Origin of the sequence: Methylophaga lonarensis MPL (assembly GCF_000349205.1) — a bacterium.
Taxonomy (GTDB): domain Bacteria; phylum Pseudomonadota; class Gammaproteobacteria; order Nitrosococcales; family Methylophagaceae; genus Methylophaga; species Methylophaga lonarensis.
Genome location: NZ_APHR01000021.1, coordinates 1 through 24,383, shown reverse-complemented (window position 1 = coordinate 24,383; position 24,383 = coordinate 1). Strand labels below are relative to the sequence as shown.

The window sequence follows — 24,383 nt, the reverse complement described above, 5'->3', positions numbered from 1 at the left end:
TAAATTTCTTTAAATAAACCATTGCAACCGACTTGGTGATTTACAGGGTCAACGAGTGGCATTAATTATTTTCTCTATGGTCATGCTAAGTACCATCACTGCGCTGATCTTCAGCGTCTGGTGGGACAGCTCGGCCTCTTTCGCCATCCATATTGCGCTGATTGCTGCTGTATTTGCAGTATTGTTATCGGTGATTTTGATCATTTCACTGTATCCCGGCTTTAGAGGCCGTTACCGGCTTGACAGTGAAAACACCACGCGCAGTGATCAAAACTGGGCCAATGATGTTTCGATGCGCCTGTCGACGCCATCTGCGGTCATTGACGGCTTTAACATTATCTTTGCCAATAAGGCCTTTTTGCGTGAGCTGGGTATGACCGGCATGCGCGATTTGGTCACTCAAATGCCACTGACCAATATCGTTCATCCCAGCAGTCATGCGGCCTTGACTAACTTTATCAGTCAGCATGACAGTCATGCCGAAAGCCGACAGACACTCACCGTCAGGCTGCTCTATGTCGATGGTACAACGGTTCCGGCGCATATCTCGTTGTCTCCGCTTGATGTTCATGGTCAGTCCAATCTCAGTTTGTTGCAATTCACCTCAACCAGCCAGGTTCAGCATGAAACAGAATTAGAACCTGAAAAATTCAATTTTCCATTATTGCTTAATAATATCAACCAAATTATTTTTCTTATTAATGTTGAACAGGAAATTATTTATCTGAATATGGCCTGGGAATCATTAACAGATTATCGAACCTCAGAAACTATCAATAAAACCCTCACTAACTTTATTCACCCCGAAGACTTCTTACTGGTTGAGTCCAGAATTAACGCACTGATTCAGGGCAAACGACAACATGTGCAAACTGAGGCCCGGCTGATCGCCAAAAATGGCAGCTCCCGTTGGGTTGAAATGCGAGCCTCACGCACCTCAGCACACAAAGGTGAACGCTCCAGTATCGTAGGCACCCTGACCGACATCAGTCATATCAAACAGATCGAAGCCGCCCAAAAACAGAATCGTCATTCGCCCCTCGATATGATCATCACCAATGTGTCCTGCCTGGTATATCGCTGTAAAAATGATCGCAACTGGACGTTTGAATACGTCAGTGACAGCTGTCTGGAAGTCACTGAATATCAATCTTACGAATTGATTAACTCCAATACCGTGACCTATATGCAGCTGGTCTATCCGGAAGACCGCGAACGGATCTGGGAACATGTGCAAGAGCAAATCGCTAAACAACGTCGCTTTCAAATGATTTACCGAATACTGACCCGCAGCAATAAAACCGCTGGGTGATGGAACAGGGCGAAGGGATTTTCTCTGCCAGTGGAGAGTTATTGGCACTGGAAGGCATAGTCTTTGACCTCAGCAATGACAACATCAGCGAAATGGCCACAGGACTTGAACAAATGCGTAAGCTGACAGAATAAAAGCACTCCGCAAAACGGAGTGCTTCGGGGTTTGACGGTATCAGCACCAATTTAGAAAGTACGCATGATGTAGCCAATCACATGGCTCTCACCACGGTTGTCTCCATCGGCGCCCGGCCACCAGGATTTTTTCGCCGTGGTGTTGGTGTAGTTCACACCCACCGTCCAGCCATCGGCACCGAACACAGCGAAGTCCTTGCTGAGTCCCACCATGTAATCGGTGTAGTTGAAATCACTGTAGTTCTTGACCCGCAGACGACCCACATGCAAATGCAGGTTGAAGTCATGTGGCAGACCATAGTCAAAGTTCAGCTCGTAGTACTGTGTACCACGTGAACTGCCGTTACCATATCCGCCATCAAGATCTGCCGACTTGGTATTCAGACCACCATAGTTGGTCAGGGTGCGACTGTATTTGGCAGTGAACCATTTCCAAGTGGCTGCAGCGTAGGCTTCAGTGGTATCAAAACGCTGTCCGTTGAACTTCTTGCGATCCGGATAGTAGAACTGCAGCAAACCGACATCCATGGCAAAATCATCGGTGAACTGATGGTAATAACCGCCATAAAAGTCCACCTCAATGCTGTTGCCTACATTTTCGTCCTGTTCCAGGTTGGTGGCCCAGACACCTGCATACCAGCCACTGTCATGGGCATAGTCGAAACCACCCTGAATGGCTGGATCTTCATTGCTGAAAGTAATGCCTCGGAATACATACTGACTGAACAGACCGACGTTGGCTGTCAGACTATGCGGTGAAGTTGACTCGGCCGCTGCCGGCAACGCCGACAGCAAACCCATGCCAGCCAGACCGGATACCACCATGCTTTTGATTTTCATGTTGAATTTCCTCTGGATTTTGGAAAGATCGAGCAAACTGCCGTTGCCAGACGCAACGGCAGCACATTTATGAACAGAAGTTCATATTCGAGAAGTGGCCGGGCTACTCGGGTTGAGTGCCCAGGCCAAGATCAGCACCATCATCCATTGGCGCCAGCCAATCGATGACGGTTTGCCGGTAGTGATCAAGTCCTTTGTATTCCGACAGATCCGGATGCAGGCCCTTGAGAATGCGATGCAGTCGTTTGCCCCAGCGCGGGTAAGTCACCAACTCATTGAGACTGATCAGATAACCACGCACACTAAAGGCAATAGCATTACTGCGTGGCAGGCGGAACAAGGCCTGCAACTCGACCCGCAAATACACCTTGTCGCCCACATTTTCAGGTGTGACCGACACATTGTCGGGTCCCCAAAATGGATAGTTTTCCGGTGAAGTATCGAGTCGCGGATTGACCGTCATGGTCCAGTTCAACCGTCGCACCGGACTGCCGTATTGCAGATGCAACAAATATTTCAGTGCACGATCAAACACACCGATTTCATTGGCTTGAGGCACTGGACCATGCCACTCTTTGAATGACATGCCCGCATCAAAGGCAATCGACCAGTCGGCTTGACTGGTGACCATACCCATATCGGCAAACAAATCATCATCCCGCTGATCCATGATGATCCAGTCGCCCTGTACCTGACGGGTAATAAACTCAAACGGCGGCATGGGGAGTGTGCTGGCATCGCCAAAGCGAAACTGTTGATCAATGCCCATCGGCGTGTTGATCCAGTGCCAGTCATCACCGTTTTTGCTCAAGCTGAACCACTGTGGATAATCAGCCGCCAATGATTCCATCACCAGCTCGACCATATCCCACTGTGCATCAATCATATGCGGCGTGATAATGCAGCGATCCGGATCTTGCTCAAGTGTCAGCCGACGATCTTCACATTCGGCCAGATAGTGCTCATCGATATCGATCAGATGCTCCAGCACCGACCCCGGTGCACCCGGCTCATGCTGCTCGATATTGACGCTGTACATATAGTCATCTTCGGGAAACGGAAAGGGAAAGCGACGAATGGCTTCAGCGGAATTGCTGAAGCTGTAGTCGTCCCTGAATGTTTCATGTTTGAAAGCAGGTGTATTCATCGGCAATTCCTCAGATATTCAAGACCAGTTTCTGGCAGCTTGCCCGTGACACACAGGGCATGATTTTGTTGCCAGCCGTTTTTTCGGCGTCGGATAGATAGTGATCGTTGTGCATCAGTGCACCATCACAGGCCAGAACTTCCAGCTCACATCGGCCACAGGCACCGCCACGACACAGGAAGGGCGGTTCCAGTCCGGCTTCTTCCATGGCTTCCAGCATGCTCATATCACCCGGAACTTCCAGATCGATGCCAGACTGCGCCAGGCTGATCACAAAGGCATCGCCTATTGGCGGCGCTGAGAACTGTTCACTGTGTAAATGGGATTCAGGCCAGCCCATATCGCGTGCCGTCAGCAATAAGGTTTTGACCATTGCGTCCGGACCACAGGTATAAACATGTGTCCCCAGTGGCTGCTGACTCAGCAACTGCTGAAAACTCATGCGCTGACCTTCGCTCTCGACATAGCAATGCAGGCGATCGCCACACATTTCCCGTAACTGCTCAACAAAAGCCCCGTGCTCCGGTGATCGGTAGGCATAGTGCAGTTCATAGTGCTGCCCCAGCCGGTTCAGATCGGCAATTTGCGACATAAACGGTGTAATACCGATACCGCCTGCCACCAGAATGTGCTTGTGAGCCAGTTTGGAAATAGCAAACAGATTGACCGGATAGGTGATCTGCAATTCTGATCCGACCGTGACCTGGTCATGCATATATACCGAGCCACCCCGTGACTGTTCCTGACGGCGAACCGAAATATGGTAGCTCTCGGTATTGTCGGGCGACCCCATCAGCGAATAGGGATTACGGTGATTACGACCATTGATATTCATCGACACCACCACATGACTGCCGCCGGAAAATCGTGGCAATGGCTGACCGTTTTGCTGAACCAGCGTGAAGTGCTTAACCAGCTCAGTGACTTGTTCAACGGCAGCCACCCGAACATTCAAAGTAGTCATGGGTACACCTCTTCAATTTTCGGGATATTGCCCGGCTGCTCGGCATCCACCATCAGCCCCATGTATGCGCCCAGCCGTCGTGAGAAGTGGTCACGAACAAACAGTTTTCTGCCACAGTGACTGCAACTGAAAATATTGTGGTGCACCGCTTCGGTAATGGTTTTGCAATGCACGCAATACACCGGACGAGCCAATGTGCCCGCCAGCTCTTTGTGAACATCAGCATCCTGAACGCCCACCTGACCCAGTGATTTCATGACCTGCCAGAGAAAAGCTTCCGGTCCGGCGACATAAAACTGAGTACCCATGTGGTAGTTGCCCAACTGTGTCTTTAGCGTCTCCAACAGCTCGGCTTCGCTATTACAAATTTGCAATCCCTCCGGGACGGTACTGCCCAGAATCTCAGCATAATCGCGCCCGGTTTTTGGCTGGCCGGCATACAACACCTGAATAGGCTCACGCGGGTACATTTGTTGAAACAGTTTGAGCACGGCAATTCCGCCCTCTCCGGCAGCGATCACCAAATGGGCCGCTGCAGGGGATTGCCAGACCAGCGAGCCATAAATCGGCTTGCTTCTAATCCAATAACCTCTTTGCATATTCAAATCCTCATCTGCTCACAACGTCAGCATGTGCTGACGCTGCCAGCACGCTTACTTCTGTTGTTCTGGATGGGTGCGCATTCGCATCGGATCGTAGAACGGTGTTTTTGCCACATAGGCCTTAACCGGTGTGGCAGCTTCAACCTGGACTTCGGTGCCCAGTTGCAGACAGTCAGGGCGCAAATGCACCAAGGCCAATGACTGCATCAAATATCGGCTGTAGCTGGCACTGGTCACTACGCCTACCACCTCGCCATTGCGGGTAATTTTGGCGCCCGCTTCAACCGCACTGTTGCTTTGGCAGATAATGCCGCTTTGCTTGAAACGCTCCTTGCCACGAGCAGCCAGCACCGCAGCCTTGCCGATGTAGTCGCCGGGCTTGTCGACATCAACACACCAGCCCATATTGACTTCCCAAGGCGTGGTGTCGCCTTCCGGCATTTCATAAGGAAAGAACAATAAACCGGCTTCAATACGGGTCAGTTCAAGTGAGTCCCAGGAAGCAGCAATGACGCCATATGCCTTGCCGTTTTCCAGAATCAAATCCCAGAGTCGAACTGCATCATTGGCCTTGCAGTAGATTTCATAGCCACGCTCACCCGAATAGCCACCACGAGCAATTTGAATCCGGGTGCCAAACAGGCGGGCATCGATATGTTTGAAATAAGGCAGTGTTGCCAAATCAATATCCAGATGAGGATTCAGCACATCCAGTGATTTAGGCCCTTGCAGCGACAGAATGTGCACATCCAGATCCGGTGTGATGTCGACATTTTTGCCTTCCGCCAGACGTGCCAGTTGTTGTGGTGTTTTGCCACTGCCATGGGAAAGACGGAACTGGTCATCGGCATCGCAGATCACCATGATGTCGTCACACAGAGCGCCTGAGTCATCTACCTCGGCAGCCAGTCTGGAACTGCCGGGCTGCAATTGGCTGACATCAATCGCCACCAGTTGATCCACCACGGCACGAGCATCCGGGCCGGTGACGTTGACAAGATTCAGTGCTGACACGTCATACAGCGCGGCGCGAGTTCTGACGGCTATCACTTCTTCATGCGGGTCGGTTTTGTAACTCCAGGGAATCGGCATATCGTTCCAGGTTTCGCCATCCAGTGTGGAACCGAGCTCTTTGTGCCGGGCGTTAAGTATTGAGTTTCGTAACATTGGGCTGCCTCTCGCAATCATCAAAATTTCGGGTTCTAAGCAACATAGCCCAGGCGTCTTGAGCGGAAAATTCCCAAGATGGAGTACTCCCTTGGAAGTAACAGGGCTGAGGCTTTGGCCTGGAACGCAGCCAATAAAAAAACCCCAAGGCAAAAGCTCGGGGTTTTTAGGATCAGATCGCCGATTCAGGCGCTGAGCTTTCGTTCGGGCGGTCGCTGTGTGGATCGGATTCGTTTCAGGCTAAGCACCATTTCCAGCACTACCTGAGCAGACTCCTTGCCTTTGATGATGGCTCTGTGCTCTGCCTGTTGCTCGTTTTCAGTGGTCAGCACTGCATTTGCCACCGGGATCTGATATTGCAGTTGCAACTCACTGATCGCTCTTGCCGATTCATTGCAGACCACCTCAAAATGATAGGTATCACCACGAATGACACAGCCCAGCGCAATCAAGCCATCAAACTGCTGGGTTGACGCCAGCTCTTGCAGCAATAACGGAATTTCCAATGCTCCGGGCACGGTAAACAGCACGATATCGTCACCCACAATGCCGGAACGGTTCAATTCTTCAATACACGCCGCCAGCAATGCGCTGACAATTTTCGGGTTAAATCGCGATTGAACAATGCCAATTTTCAAACCCGCTCCGTTCAGACCCGTGCGAGTTGCCGAGCTTTTCAAGTCATCCGCCATACAATTTCCACCATAAAAATAGGCGCGAGACAGTCAGAAGTGCTTGTCTTTTCACAAACACCGCCAGTTGTTTCCAACTGCCTCGCGACTTTGCTTAGCGACACACCGGGTTAACAGCCGGGCTATCTATTCCAGATAGCTGCGCAACTCTTCTTCAATTTCGAAAATATCGCCGACAATGCCGTATTGGGCGATGGTGAAAATTGAAGCATTCGGATCGGTATTGACCGCCACGATATTCGGCACATGTTTCATGCCTGCCATGTGCTGAATCGAACCGGAAATCCCCATCGCCACATACAATTTGCAGGAACCGACTACCTTGCCCGACTGACCGACCTGCCTTGACTTGGGTAACCAGCCGGAATCGGCAATTGGCCGCGAGCAGCACAGTGTCGCTCCGGCCATTTCAGCCAGTTCTCGGAACTGTTCCACATTGGCTTCTTCAGCAATGCCGCGACCAATCGACATAATGAAATCAACCCCGGTGATATCAACATCATCTGCACCTGCTGGCTCGATGAACTCCAGATTGCGACTGCGAGAGCCCAGATCGCTCATATCGCGAATGCTGACCGTTGGGCTGCCAGCCTCTTCCACCGCTTTGAACACACTGGAACGCAACGTTAGCAACACACAATCCTTACCGGGGAAGTCCAGTTCAACATGGACTTTTTCGTTATAGCCGGCACGGGTTGCCACCAAGGCATCGCCGTCGTATTTCATTGCAAATACATCAGTGGCAAAGCCGTAATTACCCTTTCTGGCCAGCGTGGCAACAAAGCCCAGCGAATCCACAGAATGTGGTAACAGCACCAGTGACGGATCCAGTGAGTCCATCAATGAGGTCAGCACCGCTTCGTGAATCTCAGGATCAAACTCGGCACAAGCCGTCTTGACCACAATAATTTCATCAACACCAGCCACGGAGAGATCACTGACAAAACTGTCTGCCTGCTCGCCAATCACTGCCACAATCAGTTTGTCTCCCGCCTGTTTCACATCCTGGGCGGCGGCAATCACTTCCAATGAAATCGGCCGTAATACACCTCGGCGATGTTCGGCAATCGCTAATATGCTTTTCATGGTTATTCCCCTCTGAACTCTTTAATGATTTCCGCCAGTTTTGCTGCCTGCTCTGCCGGTGTGCCGCCGATCATGGTGGCCATGCCTTTTTCCGGAATATACATGCGACGAACATGTGCCAATGCAGCCGCAGATCCCACTTCATCAGTAGTCATGCCGAGCTGATCCAGCGACCACTCTTCAATCGGTTTCGCTGCGGCCTGCTTGATGCCGCGCAGTGAGGCGTATCGAGGTGAGTTAATGCCCAACTGGATAGTCAGTACCGCCGGACAGCCCACTTCGACTTGTTGAGACAGACCACCTTCCAACTCACGGGTCGCTTTGGCAGTGCTGCTGCCTGGCTGATATTCCAGACCGGCCACCACCGCAGCGTGAGGCCAGTTGAGTTGTGCGGCTAATGAAATACCTGTGGCAGCATCGGCATTGTCGGATGACTGCACTCCGGCAAACACCATGTCCGGTTTTTCCTTTTCAACCACTGCGGCCAGCATCCGGCCAATAGTCACTGCATCAGAGCCTTCCATCGCATCATCCCAGACACGAATCGCCCGATCCGCACCTTTAGCCAGACACTTTCGCAGGCTTTCCTCGACGCGATCCGGTCCCACCGATACCACCACCACCTCAACATCAATGTCGGCCGATTCCTTAATCTGCATGGCCTCTTCCAATGAAAAGTCATCCCACTCATTGAGGTCATAGAGCAGAAAATCCTCATCGACATCGAGGCGGTCATCACGAATTTCAAAGTCTTCATCTAATGCAGCGACTTCTTTAACTGCAACCAGTATCTTCATAGCTTTCTCCTGTAGCACTGTTCCAAAAACAGCATCTGTATTGCAGTCATGACTGCAAAAATTTCCGACTGAACCAGCGGAATGCGCTGAATCGCACCGCAGCATCGGGGTCATCATGTAAGCGCCACTTGTCGGCATCGGTCAGTTTTGAATTGCTGACCAGCAACAAGCGATGCAGGTAATAGGGGTCTTCCAGCAGCGGCAATAGCGTGTCCCGCTCGGCGTTGGCGTTGAGAATTACGCCGCGACGAATATCCGGCTGCGTCGACAGACTGAGTTTTTTAAGCAGGCTCTGTGGACTGTTGGGGTTATTGGCCACACCACTGAGCACATCAACATCACGCTCGCGAGCCAGCATCAACAGTAGATCGGCACTGCTGTTCACCTGATAGGCAACCGCAGCCCTTACCCAACTGTTTGAGTCTGCCGCCAGTGTTTCCAACAGACTGACGGGGGGTTTTGCTGTTGCGCGCAACCGCCCGGCGAACTTCAGACTCTTCATCCACCGCCAGCTGACCAAGTTCTGGCACTTCAATACTGGGATTGTGTGCCAGCCATTGCCTGACCCAGTTATCCGGGTCGGTTATCAACTGTTGTCGTTGGGCGCTGCTCAAATCTTCACGTGCAGCCACTGCCCGGCGAACCGCATCCGCAGGATCCTTAATCAATTTGCCAAGCAGTGCTTTGGGGGTCGAGGCATTGGCGGCCACCGATCGGCGAACCGAAACTTCAGCATGATCGGCCAGCATTTCCAGTGTTGTGGTCTGGGTACGTGGATTGGCCGCCAGATGACGCAATACAATGCCGTCAGTTTCCTCGGCTGCGATTTCCAGCAATGCCTCTGGACAGGACTCATGGGCAAGCACCGCCGCTCGCAGGTAAACATTGCCGCGCATGAATAAGCGTTGCAGCAGCTCAGCTGGGGTTGCCGGATGTGTCGCCAGTTCAGTATCAAACTGCCCAGGAAAACGCTGTTCCAATGACAGCAACATATCTGCATCAGCATGATCATGAGCAGCCACCAGACTCAGCATATCTATGCTGTCAGTGGCTGCTGCGATGTTGGTCAATACACTGGCAGGACAGTGCTGATGCTGAACCAGCAACTCCTGTAATTGCGGATCCTGACGCTGCGCCTGATACAGATTATTGAGCGTATCGGCCTGCGTGCCCGGATTTTTGTCTATCCGTAAACGCACGGCTTTATCGTCAATATCAGCCAGCATTTTCAGCACGGCCGCCGGGGTATGCTCCCAACGAGCCAGCTTCAGCATATGTCGGCGCTGACTGCACAGAATGCTCTGCAAAGCTTGTTGCCGTGTTCCGCTCGCCAGCTCGAAGACGGCTGCAGCACTGTGGATATCAGCCATTGCCAGAGCGCAGTCAATCAGTTCGTCAGCACTATTGGGTTGACGCATGGTTTCAGGCACTGACAATTTCAGCATCGATGGTGACCGTTTCATCAAACTCGACACATTCGTTGACCAGCTCGATCAACTCTTTGACTACAAACTTGCCTTCAAAACCAGCGGTTTTCAGCGCGTCTTCAAACATGGTCAGATCTTTCGGGCAGGAGACGATAAACACATCCAGCCCTTCGATTTCGCCGGCTTCGCGCATACGGTTTTCCGACGGTTTCTCAAGGCCAACCGGATCCGGGATCCAGATACGGCCACCACCGGCACCACAGCAGAACGAGTTATCACGGTTACGATCCATTTCCACCAGCTCACAACCGAGCAGCTGAATCAATTCACGTGGCGCGTCATAGCCCTTGTTGTAACGCCCAAGATGGCAGGGATCATGGAAAGTCACCCGGTAATCGAGTTTTTGCTTGAGCTTGAGTTTGCCTTGCTCAAACAGCTGCTTGAGCAAGGTGGTGTAATGCTGAATCTCGAACTGACCGCCAAAATCCGGATATTCGTTACGAATGGTGTTGAACGAATGAGGATCAGTGGTGACAATCGAGTTGAACTCGCATTGTTCCAACGTGCTGATATTGGCGGTGGCCAGAAACTCATACAGACCTTCCTCACCGACCCGGCGTACATCATTACCGGCATTCATTTCCGCTTCATAGAGCAGGCCAAAATTTACCCCGGCCTGATGCATCAATTTGGCAAATGACTGGGTGACTACCTGATTGCGTGGGTCGAATGAAGCGTAATCGCCGACAAACCACATCACATCCACCGGCTCTTTGCGGGCATCCTTGATGGTAAACGGCAGGTCTTTGGTCCAGCGTGGTCGTTTGCGTTTCGACTCACCCATCGAGTTGCCGTTTTTATGGATCGATTGCAGGGTTTTCTGCAGTATCGGCTCCATATTGCCTTCATCGACCAACTTACGGCGCATTTGCACGATGATCGGCACATGCTCAACCGCCACCGGACAGATTTCAACACAGGCCATACAGGTACGGCAGGACCACAGGGTTTCCATAAACACCTGACCGACATCCTTGCCATGCACGTCCAGCTCAACCTCATCAGGTAATTCATTTTTCTGCAGAGCATTGTTGGCAAACTCACGCAGCGACAGGATCACATCACGAGGTGACAGTGGTGCGCCAACCGCATTGGCAGGGCAGGCTTCATGACAACGACCGCACTTGGTACAGGCATCAAGATGCAGTAATTGCTTCCAGGTGAAATCGGTAATGGTTTTGACACCGATTGTTTCCTGATCCTCAGGTACGGCGGGCAAGCGTCTGCCCGCCAGCGGATCACGAAACATCAGCGAGGCCGAAGCGGTGAAAATATGTTTGACCTTGGTATAGGGGATCAGCGCAATAAAAGTCAGTGCCAGCACACCGTGAAACCACCACATGCCGGTTCGGAAAATACCCGCCGACTCAGCGGTAAAGCCCAGCAACAGCATTGCTTCAGCCATCAATGCGCCCACCGGAGACCACCAGCGAGTCTCCCAGATAGCCGCATTGTCTATCAGCCACACCAGTCGCGCCGCTTCCAGCATAAAACCGGTAATGCCGATGATGATCAGTGTCCATAAAAAGGCCCAGTCTTCACGTCGATAGGCGCTGCGGTCGTAATCAGGATCTTCCGGCTGGCGATCTGGACGTTGGTAATCCAGCTTGGGTAATTTCAGCCATTTACGTCGGTACATCATATACAGCAGGCCGCCGACCAGGGCCGCACCTGCCAAATCCAGTACCAGCGAAAACCATAGATAGAAGTCGCCGTACCAGAAACGGATGCCAAAGATTGGCTCCAGAAAATCGTATTCGAGGGTAATCGTGGCTGTGCCGAGAAACAGCAGCACAAAACCAAAGAAAATCAGCGCATGTGCCCGCCCTGCTGACTTGTCGCGCCGCTTCAGGGTGCGATGGGTCATCATGGTTTTGAACATATCAACAAAACGAGTCCAGAAATGGCCCCAGGAAGCATCCGGTTGTCCGCGACGATATTTACGAATCTGCACATAAACGCCGTAGGCAAAGACTGCGATTGAAGTAAAGCCGAGGACATAAAACAGATATATCGCCTGTGGCTGAAAGCCTTCAAACAAAATTCGGGTAACGTCTTGAGAATGGTTCATGGGGACACCTGCTTTTATGAGAATGAGGGAGTTGCTTGAGAGGGGCTGTGCGCCATCTGACGATGACGCACAGCCAATCAGGCCTAGAGCTTGTACTCAATTTGGAAATTGCCACCCGGCATGTGAGGTGTTCCCCATGCGATGGTTTCACGCTTGTATGGCAGTGGATATTGTGGATTTTCCTCCTCAATTTCTCGTGCGATACGCTGACCGGTGAAGGTGGCATCCGCAATCAAACGAGGCGCTTCAGCATCACCAATCAGGTAAATGCCCTTGATGCCATTGGCTTCCCACTCGGCCTCACGCGCTTTGAGCTCCTTGTACAGGGCATTGTCGGATTTGCGTCCGGTGACCAGTACCAGAGAGTCAAATTCCAGCCAACGGTGAGTCTTGTTCTCATCACGAGGCGACACACCCGGACCACGATAGCTACGCTTGGAACCATCACCCCAGAGGTTGTAGATTTCCAGACGGTTCTTCTCGATACGTGAACAGAAGTGATCACCGATTTCTTCGATGTGCAGTTCATGCAGGCGACGCATCATGTTGGGATATTCCAGCGTGAAGTGCATGTAGTTACCCAGATGCACACCGGAAACGATGGTGACTTCATGACCTTCAACCGCCAGTTTTTCGGCCAGGCTTGGTGCCATGAAATAGCTGTCAGCGTTGAGAATCACCACGCGTTTGCCGATTTTCTTCTCACCTGACAATACTTGCTCGGGTGTCAGTTGCTCTGGCTGAGAGGCATCGGCACCCGGAATGGCTTCGTGGGTCAGACAGTTAACACCATCGGTATTCCAGCTGGAGCCAGTGGCGATAATGACTTTTTCGGCGCCATATTCCAGTACATCGTCTGCCGTCAGTGCCTTTTGTCCCAAAGCCAGCACATTGTGCTTGTTTTTCTTGACCAGTTTATTCAGTTGCGTTTCACGGTAGTCACGGTGATAGCCCCATTCGCCCAGCCCCGGCAGTGTCACCACCTGATTGAGATGACCACCAATTTTTTCAGCCTTGTCATACAGATGCACGGTGTAGCCGCGTTCCATCAGTACTCGCGCCGCTTCCGAACCGGATGGACCGGCACCGACCACCAGAATCGAATCTTCCGAACCGGCTTTGGCAAATTTCTCTGGATGCCAGCCGCGGCGGTATTCTTCACCGGCAGTCGCATTCTGGGTGCAAATCATCGGCGGACCACCGATTTCCCAGCGAGAGATACAGACATTACAGCCGAGGCAGACGCGAATATCGTCGTAACGACCTTCTTCGATTTTCTTAGGCAGGAACGGATCGGCAATGGAAGGTCTGGCTGCACCGATAATATCGACCACGCCTTTGGTGACGATTTCGGTCATTTTTTCCGGGTCAGTGTAACGACCTACGCCCAGCACCGGTTTTTTGGAAACACGTTTTACGTGCTCCACCCAGGGGACGGTGTGACCTTGCTGGTAAAAACGTGACGGGCCGGCATCTTCACCCCATTCAGCGATATCGCCGATGGTGATGTCCCACATGTCGACAAAATCATCAGCCATTTCGACAAACTTGATGCCGTCTTCTTCGGCTTCGATCTGGCCCGGACCATAAATGGTGTCGATTGCAAAGCGGGTGGCAATGGCGCAGTCATCACCCACTGCACGACGGACTTTTTCCAGGGTTTCCACCCAGAAACGGGCGCGGTTTTCCAGCGAGCCGCCGTAACCGTCAGTCCGTTTGTTGTAGTACGGATTCAAAAACTGCAGTGGCAGGTAAGAGTGCGCACCGTAGACATAGACAATGTCAAAACCGGCATCACGCGCCCGGTAGGCAGCATCAACGTAGTACTGCTGGACCATCTTGATATCATCAAGATCCATTTCCTTACAGTAGCTGAGTGTCTCGAATTCAGAAGCGTACTGGCTCGGACCTCTTGGCGTTGAGCGGGTTTCCAGACACGGTGCATGGGCACCGCCGTACCACATTTCGATACCGGCCAGTGCGCCGTATTTGTGAACTTCATCGGTCATCGCTCGCAGATTGCGAACATCGCCTTCATCCCAGATACGTGCCGACAAACGCATGGTGTCATCCGACTCTGGATGGATGGAACAGTATTCAGTATTCATCGCTGCCCAGCCGCCTTCGGCTTTCATTGAGCGATGTGCAGCCTGGAATCCGGGGCGGTCGGAACCAGCGCCGATGCAATGCGGCACCTGATAGAAGCGGTTTCGCAGTGTTTTGGGACCGATCTGTATCGGTTCAAACAAAATATCGTGCTTGGGATCGCGTGCCATATCGTGTTCTCCGTTGTTGAGTGTTGGCAACGCTATTTTCTGCTGCACATACAGGCCCAACAATTCTCCTGATGTGTTACCACCTAGGGAGCTGATGGCTTACCCACAAAGGGGTAGACCACAATTTATTTCTGCACGATAAAGATGAAAAACGGACTGAATGGCTCTCAGGCGACCAGCCACTGACAGGCCACCACTACCACCACGCCAGCCAGCAGCGCCAGATAGGGCCAGATGCCGGCACGAGTTTCAAGGCGACTGCCATCACCACACAAGGACATGTCTTCACACATGGCTTTGGGAAACACGCCGCGATCCATCAGATAATGACGCCAGACAAATAAGGGCACAACCAGCAAAGCCAGCAGCAAACCACCCAGCAGTGTGCCACTGCCCCAGACATTGGCACCCAGCCCCATAAAGGCCAGATTGACGTAAGCCAGCAAGGTACCCAGCACGATTAACGTAGTCGGTGCACGGAAGGGTCGGTCCCAGTTGCCGCGATCCATGCGATGAATCCAGCCGGCATTAAGATTGAGAAAGTTGAAAATGATATAGCTGACATTGGAGGCCGCCAGCAGGAACACATAATCGGACAGTGTCAGCAAAGCCAGATTGACCAGCAGATTGGTCCACATCGCCCGGGTAGGAGCGCCATGTTCGTTGACATGAGACAGATATCGAGGCAACAGGCCATCGACCGCCCCCTGATAGAGGGTGCGGGAGGAGCCGGACATGGTGGTCATGATTGATAGCAGCAGTGCCAGCACCAACATCACCACCAGAATATTCGCCATGATCGGCCAGTCACTGATAATACTGGCCAGCGCGTTGGCCACGCCCATGCCACTGTAGATATCGCTCGACAACATGCCATCGTAAACCGCTGGCTTGAGCACTGTCCCGGAACTGTCCAGAGTTTCTGGTTGCTGTAACTGCCCCAAACCCAGGTGTCCCTGAAAAGCCAGAGGCACCAGTGTGAACACTGCGATGCACAACAATCCCGAATAGAAAATGGCGCGAAAGGTATCTTTTTTCGGATTTTTGAATTCGCGGGTGTAGCACACTGCCGTTTCAAAACCATAGGTTGACCAGGCAGCAATGAACAAGCCACCCGCCATCAGTACCCAGCCATCCATATTCCACTGACCATCAACCACATTGCCCACCGTGTCATAGGCCAGTGGCGTTAACGGGAAAAAATTCGAGGCGGGCAGATCGCCAGTCATCAGTGGCACCATGCCCACAATCAACAGCGGCAGCAGGCCGGTCAAACCCAGAATCATGGTGGCGCGTGCCGAGCGCAGAATGCCGCCATTCTGAATGGCAAATACCGCTAACATCAATGCTGCACCAATCATGAAGGTGGCATTGATGCGAATAGTCAAACCCTGTTTGATATAGCCCAGATCCAGCAAGGTGATCTGCCAGGTGTTAATGACCGCATCACTGGCAAACAGCGCATTGAGAATATACCCGGCCGCCAGTCCAGAACCGATAGCCAGCACCGGCCCCCAGGCAACCCAGTTACACCAGACCGACAAGGGCGCGATGAACTTGCTGTAACGAACCCAGGCCACTGCACCATAAACCGAAGCACCGCCTGCCTTATGCGGAAACAGTCCGGCAATTTCAGCGTAGGTAAAGGCCTGAATAAAGCCAAAGCTGATGGAGATCATCCACACCAGCCAGGCAGGTTTACCTACCGTGGCAGCCACGGCGCCCATTGAGAACAACACCAGCGCGGGCACACCGCTGGCAACCCAAAAAGCACCGGTCCAGTTGATGCTGCGATGCAGGGTAGTCCGATCTGGCCTGACCTTGCCAGCAATATCGGCAGACACTGCATCTCTGATTACAGAACGGTTATGCACGCATGCTGGCCCTGGATAATTGCCATTAATTCGGCTGATCGATACGCCGCATGCCGGTAATAACTTCAGCCGTCTGCAGCTGTGACCAATTCATGGTGCCAGCCTTGACGCAACAGACAATTCCTCAAAGGATGTACTCTCAAAGGAGTAGTCAGTAATAGCGCACAAACCACCAGGCGCAGGGCAAGGCGATAAGGCTAAGTAGCAAAATCACCACAAATGCCAGAATATCGGCGCCCGCATAGCCCCAGAACTGAGATGTCATCATTCAACTCCTTCCGGCAACAAGCCGGTATCGTGCATCCGTTGCCGACCAAAACGTGACAAGCTGTATTCAAACAACAATCTTCCGCTGGCGATGGCTGTGCCGTCATCAATGCGTTCACTGATTCGATTTATCAGCCCCGCCGCCGCCAGTTCATCCAGTGCTATCGAGAAGTGATTGATCCAGTACAGACCCTGCACCTGATACTCGGTCAGTGCCAGCGGGATTAATTGATAATCCCAATAGCTGGGCACCTGACTCAGTTGCTGCAACAAAAATCCCTTGTGTGGCAATTTCATGTTTCGGCCTCGCGCAATTCAGCAACGCTTTCTGCCGGTTCACGAAACATGACAAAACTGCCAATCACCGTCAGCGTCAAACCCACCAGAAAGTACCAGGCGGGTAACTGCAAGGTAAAGGCCATGACAAACAACACAGCAAATACACCATGCAGATTGCCAATCGCCTCACCCCGGCCCACGCCAATCAGCGAGAAACTCTTGTAAAACGCGGTATAGCAATAGGCATGAGCGATGGATGCCAGCAACATCCAGATCAGAATCATTTTGTCGGTGATCATCACCCATATCAGTGAGCCCAACGGCAATTCCGTCAACAGATAAATCAACGGCAGCACCAGCAGCCCCCAAAACAGACATTCAAAACTGAAGCGGCACTGGATGCCCACATCCGGATCACTGACATCCATGGCTCTGGCCGCCACGGCACCTTCTGCACCCCAGCCAACCGCAGCCATCACCCCGCCCAGATAACCCAGCCAGGCGTAGTTATCACGAAAATCGGCTTCACCAAATAAGGCAGGTCCATAAATCACCACCCCACCCATGATGATGATGGCCATGCCAAGAGCGGCACTGGCGGAGATTTTTTCCTGATACCAGAGCCTTGCCAGCAAAGCACCCACCACCGGATAAAACAATGAGGTAATAGCAGCAAACACTGGCCCCACATACCCCATCGCCATATAGGAGCCAAAAATCGCCATCGGGCCACCACACAGCGAAGCCAGGGCATACCATTTGGAAATTCGTCGAAAACGCACGATTGTGCGGCCAAAATCAGCGATCTTGCCGAGCATGCCATTCCACAGCAGCAAAAACAGCAATACCATAATGGCGTGTATCCAGGTCATAACCGCTGTGGCTGCCAGACGCAGGCCATGATCATTCTGATCGATACTGATAAACGGCTCTTCATACCAGACAGCCGTGCCGGGAATATACCAGGCTCCCCATAACACGGCGGTGCATAAGGCCCAGAAAAAGCCCCAGCGTTGATTACGCAAATAATGTCGATGCAGTGCCGCGTTCAGTTCGGCTGATGCCATGACAACTCCCTGTTCAGACCAGCAGTGCAGCGAGATTATGTTGCTCTTCAGACTGGTGTACTTGTGGTAGCAGATAGCTGTCCACACTCAAACCAAACCCGGTCATGCTGGGGATCTTGCGTGGATGGGTCATCAAACGCATGCGCTTGACGCCAAGCTCCCGAAGAATCTGGGCACCAATGCCATAATCCTTGAGTTCATAACTGGCAGTCAGCAAGGCATCCGGTTGACTGAGCTGCCGCAAAATATCGGCCTCTGCCTCATCACGACGCAACAGAATCATCACTCCGGCGCCTTCATTGGCAATGGTTTGCAGGGCATCGTGCACACTCCAACTGTGTGAGTGAGCCTCTGTATCAAGCAACTCGATCAATGAAATCGGCTCGTGTACCCGTACCAGACAACTGCTTTGCTGCGCCGGATCACCATAGCTGAGCGCCAGATGTATTTTGTCCGTGGTGATGTCACGAAACCCCGTCAATTCAAAGGTTCCGAATGCAGTAGCGATTGGCCGGCTGGATTCGCGCACAATCAGCGTTTCCGTCTGATGACGATACTGAATCAAATCGGCAATCGTGCCGATTTTCAAACCGTGCTGTCGGGCAAAGTCCACCAGATCAGGCAGTCGAGCCATGCTGCCATCATCGTTCATGATTTCACAAATTACTGCTGCCGGTGCCCGACCTGCCATGCGGCTGACATCACAACCCGCTTCGGTATGGCCGGCGCGAGCCAACACTCCGCCCGGCTGTGCCATTAAAGGAAATATATGTCCCGGACGCACAATATCCGTCGCACGGGCATTATCGGCAACGGCAACCCGAACCGTGTGCGCCCGGTCTGCCGTGGAAATACCGGTGGTCACCCCCTTGGCCGCTTCAATCGACACGGTGAAATTGGTCGTCAACTGAGCACGGTTATGTTTGACCATCAACGGTAGATCCAGCTGTTTGCAGCGTTGTTCCGTCAAAGTCAGACAAATCAGGCCACGGGCATAACGGGCCATAAAATTGATATGTTCGGCGGTCACCGCATCTGCCGCAATGACAATATCACCCTCATTTTCCCGATCTTCATCATCAATGAGAATCACCATCTCACCCGCGGCAATGGCAGCCAGTATTTCGGTGACCGGAGCAATATCTGGATGACTGCTATGCGGTAGATGCAGGCTGTGGTTGGGTGAATTCATGAGCGTCCGCGACCTCCCTGCAACATGGCGTAGGCAGAGTGATTGTGGATGGACTCGAAGTTTTCACATTCGACCACATAGCGGTCAACCGCAGCGCACTGGTTCAGGCTGGCAGCCACATCACGCACCAGATCCTCAACAAATTTCGGATTGTCGTAGGCATATTCGGTGACATATTTCTCATCAGGTCTTTTCAACAGACCATACAGCTGGCTGGAGGCCTGTGATTCAACCAGCGTGATCAATTCCGGCAGACTCATCTGCTCAATCAGCTCAACACTGATCGTGACCAGAGACCGCTGATTGTGAGCGCCGTATTCAGCAATCTTTTTTGAACACGGGCACAGACTGGTGACCGGAATGGCAATTTTGGCAGTCAATGAGAACTCTGGATCAACATTGGCAATCAGGCTGACCTGATAATCCATCATGCTGCTGACACCGGAAATCGGTGCTGACTTGCGCATGAAATAGGCAAACTGCATTTCCAGCTGTCCGCTTTGGGCTTCCAGAAGTGCAAGCATCTGTTGCATGAAATCAGACAAGGTATCGGGAGAAATCACCAGATCCGGTGTTTCCAGCAGCTCCACAAATCGTGACATGTGGGTGCCTTTGACATCATGTGCCAGCTGCACATACATATTGAAATCAGCAACGACACGAATGGGGCTTTCTGTAGCGCTGGCCTGGAACAGCACGGGATAACGCAGGGATTTGATGCCGACTCTGTCAATCGGCAAGCATCGTTGGTCAGGCGTATTCTGAACATCTTCAAGCTGAATATGCAGGGGAAGATTCATTGGATTTATCCTCTTGTTACATGGATGTGCTCAGTAATCAACCCGCCCTTGCTCTCTGAAAAAGAAGGTGGACCAGCCCAGCGTGACAGGGGATCACACTGCTGTGACGGTCCGATCCACCCTAACGCCTCAACGAGAGAACAAATCGAGAAAAACTCTGTGAAGCTGAAGTGCAATGCATGTTCAGCCACGATTCCATTATCTGCAGGCTGGTTAGCAGCGACAATTCCAACTAAGGCTTACTCCTTTTTGGTTAGAATTTGCCGGTGTAAATCACCTGCTTCAGCCCGCGGACACTGCTTTCGCAGACAGCAGTCAAGCTTGCGTTTTCACGCAATTTTGCTGTCTTAAAGGGGGTAAACCAGTGTCATTGCAGGCTGAGTTGGCCCGAACACGGGCACAAACCTGAAAACTTGGAACAAGCAGGCGCAATCGGCCTGCTTTTCCAGACAAAATGAAAGGGCTGATGTCAGCTCAGTCTGGCACTACAGTGGGGTAAGTTTGTAAGTCCATACCTGCACTGACACCAGCCCTTTACACCGAAACTCGGTCTTACCAGTTATTAGCGCCTGGTATCCATTGAGTTCCTGCCAATGGCACCCTTGCCATGGCTGCTGACTCCACTGTCAGCGCAACCAAATCTTCTGGTTCGAGGTTTCGCAGGTCGTTCTTGCCACAGGCACGCGCCAATGTTTGTGCTTCCAGCGTCAATACCCGCAGATAGTTAGCCAGACGGCGACCACCTTCAACCGGATCAAAGCGTTTCATCAGTTCCGGATCCTGGGTTGAAATACCGGCGGGATCACGTCCCTCATGCCAGTCATCGTAGCAACCCGCTGTGGAACCCAGTTTTTGGTACTCTTCTTCCCATTTCGGATCGTTATCACCCAAGGCCACCATCGCTGCCGTACCAATCGCGACCGCATCAGCACCCAGTGCCATGCACTTGGCCACGTCGGCACCGTTACGGATACCACCGGAAACAATCAGCTGAACCTTACGGTGCATACCCATTTCCTGCAGCGCCTGAACGGCTTGTGGAATGGCCGCCAGCGTTGGAATACCCACGTGTTCGATAAACACGTCCTGGGTGGCCGCGGTACCACCTTGCATACCGTCAACCACGATAACGTCTGCACCAGCTTTAACCGCCAGCTTCACATCATAGTAAGTACGCGTGGCACCGACTTTGATGTAGATAGGCACTTGCCAGTCAGTAATTTCACGCAGTTCCTTGATTTTGATTTCCAGATCATCCGGACCGGTCCAGTCTGGATGACGGCAGGCGCTGCGCTGATCGACGCCCATCGGCAGGGTACGCATCTTGGCCACACGATCGGTGATTTTCTGACCCAGCAGCATACCGCCACCGCCCGGTTTGGCGCCTTGACCCAACACCACTTCAATGGCATCAGCTTTACGCAGATCGTCCGGGTTCATACCGTAACGTGAAGGCAGATACTGATACACCAGCTTGGTGGACTGACCACGCTCTTCCGGTGTCATACCACCGTCACCGGTGGTGGTGGAAGTCCCTACCGCAGACGCACCACGACCCAGCGCTTCTTTCGCATAAGCTGACAAAGCACCAAAACTCATACCGGCGATGGTCACCGGAATGTCCAGATGGATCGGCTTTTTGGCAAAGCGGGTACCCAGGGTCACTGAGGTATTGCATTTTTCACGGTAGCCTTCCAGCGGGTAACGCGACATGCTCGCCCCCAGGAACAGCAGGTCATCAAAATGCGGCAGTTTGCGCTTGGCGCCTGCGCCGCGGATATCGTAAATGCCGGTATCGGCAGCACGACGGATTTCCGCCAGCGTATGACGGTCAAAGGTCGCTGACTCACGCGGTTCAGTCATGTATTTTCTTTTTTCACTCATTGCTATTTCCTCGCAATATCAGCCATTAATAAGCAGCAGCGTTATCAACTTTGAAGTTGTAAAGCTGTCTGGCAGAGCCGTAACGTTTGAAGTCTTTCGGGTCTTGATCCGTCACACCGGCGCGCTCAAACAGTGCGGTCAGTTCCTCGATGTGTTCCGGACGCATTTCTTTTTCAATGCAGTCCGCACCCAGCGATTTCACTGAACCTTTGACGTAGATGTGCGCTTCATAGAGTGAATCGCCCAGCGCGTCACCGGCGTCTCCGCAGACAGCCAGAATGCCGGCCTGCCCCATAAAACAGCTCATATGGCCGACGCTGCCTTTAACAACAATATCGACGCCCTTCATTGAAATGCCGCAACGTGAACCGGCATCACCTTCGATGATCAGCAAGCCGCCATGCGCAGTCGCGCCCGCTGACGATGAAGCGTTACCTTTGACGCGAACGGTGCCGGACATCATGTTTTCCGCCACACCCTGACCGGCATGGCCATGCACGGTGATGTCAGCTTCCTTGTTCATGCCGGCACAGTAGTAGCCGGCGTGACCCTGAATATCGATGGTCAGCTTTTTATCAACACCGACCGCGATGTTGTGCTGACCTTTCGGGTTCAGCACTTTCCATTCAGTGCAGGTCAGTTGGTGACGTTGATCATGCAGCGCCTGATTCAGTTCACGCACCGATTGCACCGCCAGATCGTAAACGCCGTTTTCGGTTGCTGATTTTTCAGCAAGATTGTTGGTAGTCATAGTCTTCTCCTGATTCAGGCTGTTTAGTGAGTAGTGCCACGTTCCCAGACATAAATTCTGGCGGGTTCGGGCTCCCAGACCTTGGCGTTTTCGATGCCCGGCAGGGTGGTCAAAGCCTGATACTCTGAAGCCATTGCGACGTAATCATCGGTTTCTGCAATGACCGCCGGTTTGCAGGCGATCGGATCTCGCACCACAGCAAAGCCATCTTTGGTGCCGATAGTCAGCGTGTAAAAACCATCCAGCGTTTGCAGCGCATTTTCGAGCGCTTCATTGAGAGAATCGCCCTGCTGCAGACGATAGGTCAGATAACCTGCTGCCACTTCGGTGTCGTTTTCAGTACTGAACTCAATACCTTCACGTTTCAGTTCCTGACGCAGACGGTTGTGGTTAGAAAACGAGCCGTTATGCACCAGGCACAGATCCAGACCGGTTGAGAACGGGTGACTACCCTCCATGGTGACCGCAGACTCAGTGGCCATGCGGGTATGGCCGATAATGTGGCTGCCTTTCATCTGGCTCAGCTTGAAGCTGTCAACGATATGTTCAGGCAAACCAACTTCCTTGAGAATTTCAATCGACTTACCTGCGCTCATCACCATCACATCGTGATGATTTGATGCCAGATAGTCTTCGACGCTTTCAGCGTCGGCACCGACTTTAAAAACCGCAACCTTGCTGTTCTGGAACCAGTCCACAGTAGTATTCAGGCTGGTTTTAATCTCATCGGCCAGCGCCTGCCAATCGAAGTTTTCATCTTCATGGCGCAGCGTCAGTTTGCAACCCTCGGTCACTTCGTCACCGTAGATAGCAAAACCGGCGCTGTCAGGGCCGCGCTCCGTCATCGCAATCAGCATGGGCGTAAACAACTTGCCCAGTTCGCCCTCATACTTATCGTTTTTCAGATAAAGGCCAACGATTCCACACATAACAATTCTCCCAACAAAATGCTTTCAAAAAGAAAGGCTTAATAAAATTCTACGTACCGGTTAATTTCCCAGTCGGAGACATGACGCATGTATTCCACCCATTCCATATGTTTCAGCTCGAGGAACTCCTTGGCCAAACCTTCGCCCAGCGCGCCCATGATGACGTCATCTTTTTCCAGAGCCAGCAGGGCTTCATGCAGGTTTTGAGGCAAAATGCCGATACCGTTTTCTGCCAGTTCTGCCGGAGTCATGTCATACAGATTGCTGTCATGGCCTTTGCCCGGCTCCAGTTCACGTTCAATGCCGTCCATACCGGCAGCAATCATTGCCGCGGTGGTCAGATAGGGATTACAGGTGCCATCCGGCAGACGCAGTTCGATACGACCATAAGGAATACGCACCATGGTCGAACGATTGTTGTTGCCATAGGAAATATAAGCCGGTGCCCAGGTCGCACCGGACAGCGAACGTCCAACCACCAGACGCTTGTATGAGTTAACAGTCGGTGCAGCAATGGCGGTCAAGGCCGGAGCATGTTCGAGAATGCCAGCCATGAAGTGGCGGGCCAGCTTGGACAGGCCCAGGCCGGTAGGATCACTGTCATCCTGGAACAGACTCTTTTCACCGTCGCCAATTGACACGTGCAAGTGCATGCCATTGCCGGGACGGTTGCTGAAAGGTTTGGACATAAATGAACAGATCATGCCCATTCCGTTGGCGATCTCGCTGGCCGCCATCTTGAACATGATGTAATCGTCGGCACTC

General features: G+C 52.3%; 22 protein-coding genes and 1 pseudogene. 2 read left to right on the top strand and 21 right to left on the bottom strand.

Annotation, left to right across the window (positions count from 1 at the left end):
* Positions 1-55: 55 nt before the first annotated feature.
* Together MPL1_RS04560 and MPL1_RS14270 are read left to right on the top strand one after the other, a co-directional pair.
* Complete coding sequence (locus MPL1_RS04560; RefSeq protein WP_235045531.1) at positions 56-1,312, top strand: PAS domain-containing protein; 1,257 nt, start codon at positions 56-58, stop codon at positions 1,310-1,312.
* A complete protein-coding gene (locus MPL1_RS14270; protein ID WP_268743752.1) occupies positions 1,312-1,446 on the top strand; it encodes a hypothetical protein in 135 nt (44 codons plus the stop codon). Before MPL1_RS04560 ends, MPL1_RS14270 begins: the two co-directional genes overlap by 1 nt.
* Before the next feature lie 51 nt (positions 1,447-1,497).
* On the opposite strand, the gene MPL1_RS04555 is transcribed toward MPL1_RS14270, so the two are convergent.
* From MPL1_RS04555 to MPL1_RS04460, 21 genes and pseudogenes are all read right to left on the bottom strand, one after another.
* Positions 1,498-2,286 carry a TorF family putative porin gene (locus MPL1_RS04555; RefSeq protein WP_009725954.1) on the bottom strand — a complete coding sequence of 263 codons (789 nt, stop codon included), beginning with the start codon at positions 2,284-2,286 and terminating at the stop codon, positions 1,498-1,500.
* A gap of 103 nt (positions 2,287-2,389) precedes the next feature.
* Positions 2,390-3,433, bottom strand: coding sequence for a heme-dependent oxidative N-demethylase family protein (locus MPL1_RS04550; protein ID WP_009725953.1), 1,044 nt, complete (start codon positions 3,431-3,433; stop codon positions 2,390-2,392).
* Positions 3,434-3,443: 10 nt separating this feature from the next.
* Positions 3,444-4,397 (bottom strand): PDR/VanB family oxidoreductase, encoded by a 954-nt coding sequence (locus MPL1_RS04545; protein ID WP_009725952.1) that lies wholly within the window; start codon positions 4,395-4,397, stop codon positions 3,444-3,446.
* A complete protein-coding gene (locus MPL1_RS04540) occupies positions 4,394-4,996 on the bottom strand; it encodes a dimethylamine monooxygenase subunit DmmA family protein (RefSeq protein ID WP_009725951.1) in 603 nt (200 codons plus the stop codon). The genes MPL1_RS04545 and MPL1_RS04540 overlap by 4 nt, the downstream gene beginning before the upstream one ends.
* Before the next feature lie 54 nt (positions 4,997-5,050).
* Entirely contained in the window at positions 5,051-6,166 is a 1,116-nt protein-coding gene (locus MPL1_RS04535; RefSeq protein WP_009725950.1) for an aminomethyltransferase family protein, read from the bottom strand.
* 185 nt (positions 6,167-6,351) lie between these two features.
* On the bottom strand, positions 6,352-6,858 hold the full coding sequence (ribH, locus tag MPL1_RS04530) for a 6,7-dimethyl-8-ribityllumazine synthase (RefSeq protein WP_009725949.1): 507 nt from the start codon (positions 6,856-6,858) through the stop codon (positions 6,352-6,354).
* Positions 6,859-6,984: 126 nt separating this feature from the next.
* Positions 6,985-7,944 carry an electron transfer flavoprotein subunit alpha/FixB family protein gene (locus tag MPL1_RS04525; protein WP_009725948.1) on the bottom strand — a complete coding sequence of 320 codons (960 nt, stop codon included), beginning with the start codon at positions 7,942-7,944 and terminating at the stop codon, positions 6,985-6,987.
* A 2-nt stretch (positions 7,945-7,946) separates the two neighbouring features.
* Complete coding sequence (locus MPL1_RS04520; protein WP_009725947.1) at positions 7,947-8,741, bottom strand: electron transfer flavoprotein subunit beta/FixA family protein; 795 nt, start codon at positions 8,739-8,741, stop codon at positions 7,947-7,949.
* A gap of 46 nt (positions 8,742-8,787) precedes the next feature.
* On the bottom strand, positions 8,788-9,126 hold the full coding sequence (locus MPL1_RS13215; protein ID WP_152417581.1) for a hypothetical protein: 339 nt from the start codon (positions 9,124-9,126) through the stop codon (positions 8,788-8,790).
* Entirely contained in the window at positions 9,080-10,186 is a 1,107-nt protein-coding gene (locus tag MPL1_RS04515; RefSeq protein ID WP_051056995.1) for a hypothetical protein, read from the bottom strand. Before MPL1_RS04515 ends, MPL1_RS13215 begins: the two co-directional genes overlap by 47 nt.
* Entirely contained in the window at positions 10,164-12,299 is a 2,136-nt protein-coding gene (locus MPL1_RS04510; RefSeq protein WP_009725946.1) for a heterodisulfide reductase-related iron-sulfur binding cluster, read from the bottom strand. The genes MPL1_RS04515 and MPL1_RS04510 overlap by 23 nt, the downstream gene beginning before the upstream one ends.
* An 83-nt stretch (positions 12,300-12,382) precedes the next feature.
* Positions 12,383-14,575 carry an oxidoreductase gene (locus MPL1_RS04505; protein ID WP_009725945.1) on the bottom strand — a complete coding sequence of 731 codons (2,193 nt, stop codon included), beginning with the start codon at positions 14,573-14,575 and terminating at the stop codon, positions 12,383-12,385.
* Positions 14,576-14,742: 167 nt separating this feature from the next.
* On the bottom strand, positions 14,743-16,419 hold the full coding sequence (locus MPL1_RS04500; protein ID WP_200858782.1) for an APC family permease: 1,677 nt from the start codon (positions 16,417-16,419) through the stop codon (positions 14,743-14,745).
* A gap of 294 nt (positions 16,420-16,713) precedes the next feature.
* Entirely contained in the window at positions 16,714-17,013 is a 300-nt protein-coding gene (locus MPL1_RS04495) for a hypothetical protein (protein WP_009725943.1), read from the bottom strand.
* Positions 17,010-18,062, bottom strand: coding sequence for a DMT family transporter (locus MPL1_RS04490; protein ID WP_009725942.1), 1,053 nt, complete (start codon positions 18,060-18,062; stop codon positions 17,010-17,012). Before MPL1_RS04490 ends, MPL1_RS04495 begins: the two co-directional genes overlap by 4 nt.
* Before the next feature lie 13 nt (positions 18,063-18,075).
* Positions 18,076-19,254, bottom strand: a complete 1,179-nt coding sequence (gene ribBA, locus MPL1_RS04485; RefSeq protein WP_009725941.1) for a bifunctional 3,4-dihydroxy-2-butanone-4-phosphate synthase/GTP cyclohydrolase II — start codon at positions 19,252-19,254, stop codon at positions 18,076-18,078.
* On the bottom strand, positions 19,251-20,054 hold the full coding sequence (gene folE2, locus MPL1_RS04480) for a GTP cyclohydrolase FolE2 (RefSeq protein WP_009725940.1): 804 nt from the start codon (positions 20,052-20,054) through the stop codon (positions 19,251-19,253). Before folE2 ends, ribBA begins: the two co-directional genes overlap by 4 nt.
* A gap of 552 nt (positions 20,055-20,606) precedes the next feature.
* Positions 20,607-21,938 carry an FMN-binding glutamate synthase family protein gene (locus MPL1_RS04475; protein WP_009725939.1) on the bottom strand — a complete coding sequence of 444 codons (1,332 nt, stop codon included), beginning with the start codon at positions 21,936-21,938 and terminating at the stop codon, positions 20,607-20,609.
* A gap of 25 nt (positions 21,939-21,963) precedes the next feature.
* Positions 21,964-22,689, bottom strand: a complete 726-nt coding sequence (locus MPL1_RS04470) for a GltB/FmdC/FwdC-like GXGXG domain-containing protein (protein ID WP_009725938.1) — start codon at positions 22,687-22,689, stop codon at positions 21,964-21,966.
* 23 nt (positions 22,690-22,712) lie between these two features.
* A complete protein-coding gene (locus tag MPL1_RS04465; RefSeq protein WP_009725937.1) occupies positions 22,713-23,618 on the bottom strand; it encodes a class II glutamine amidotransferase in 906 nt (301 codons plus the stop codon).
* Positions 23,619-23,656: 38 nt separating this feature from the next.
* Positions 23,657-24,383: pseudogene (locus MPL1_RS04460) on the bottom strand (type III glutamate--ammonia ligase); the annotation flags it as partial.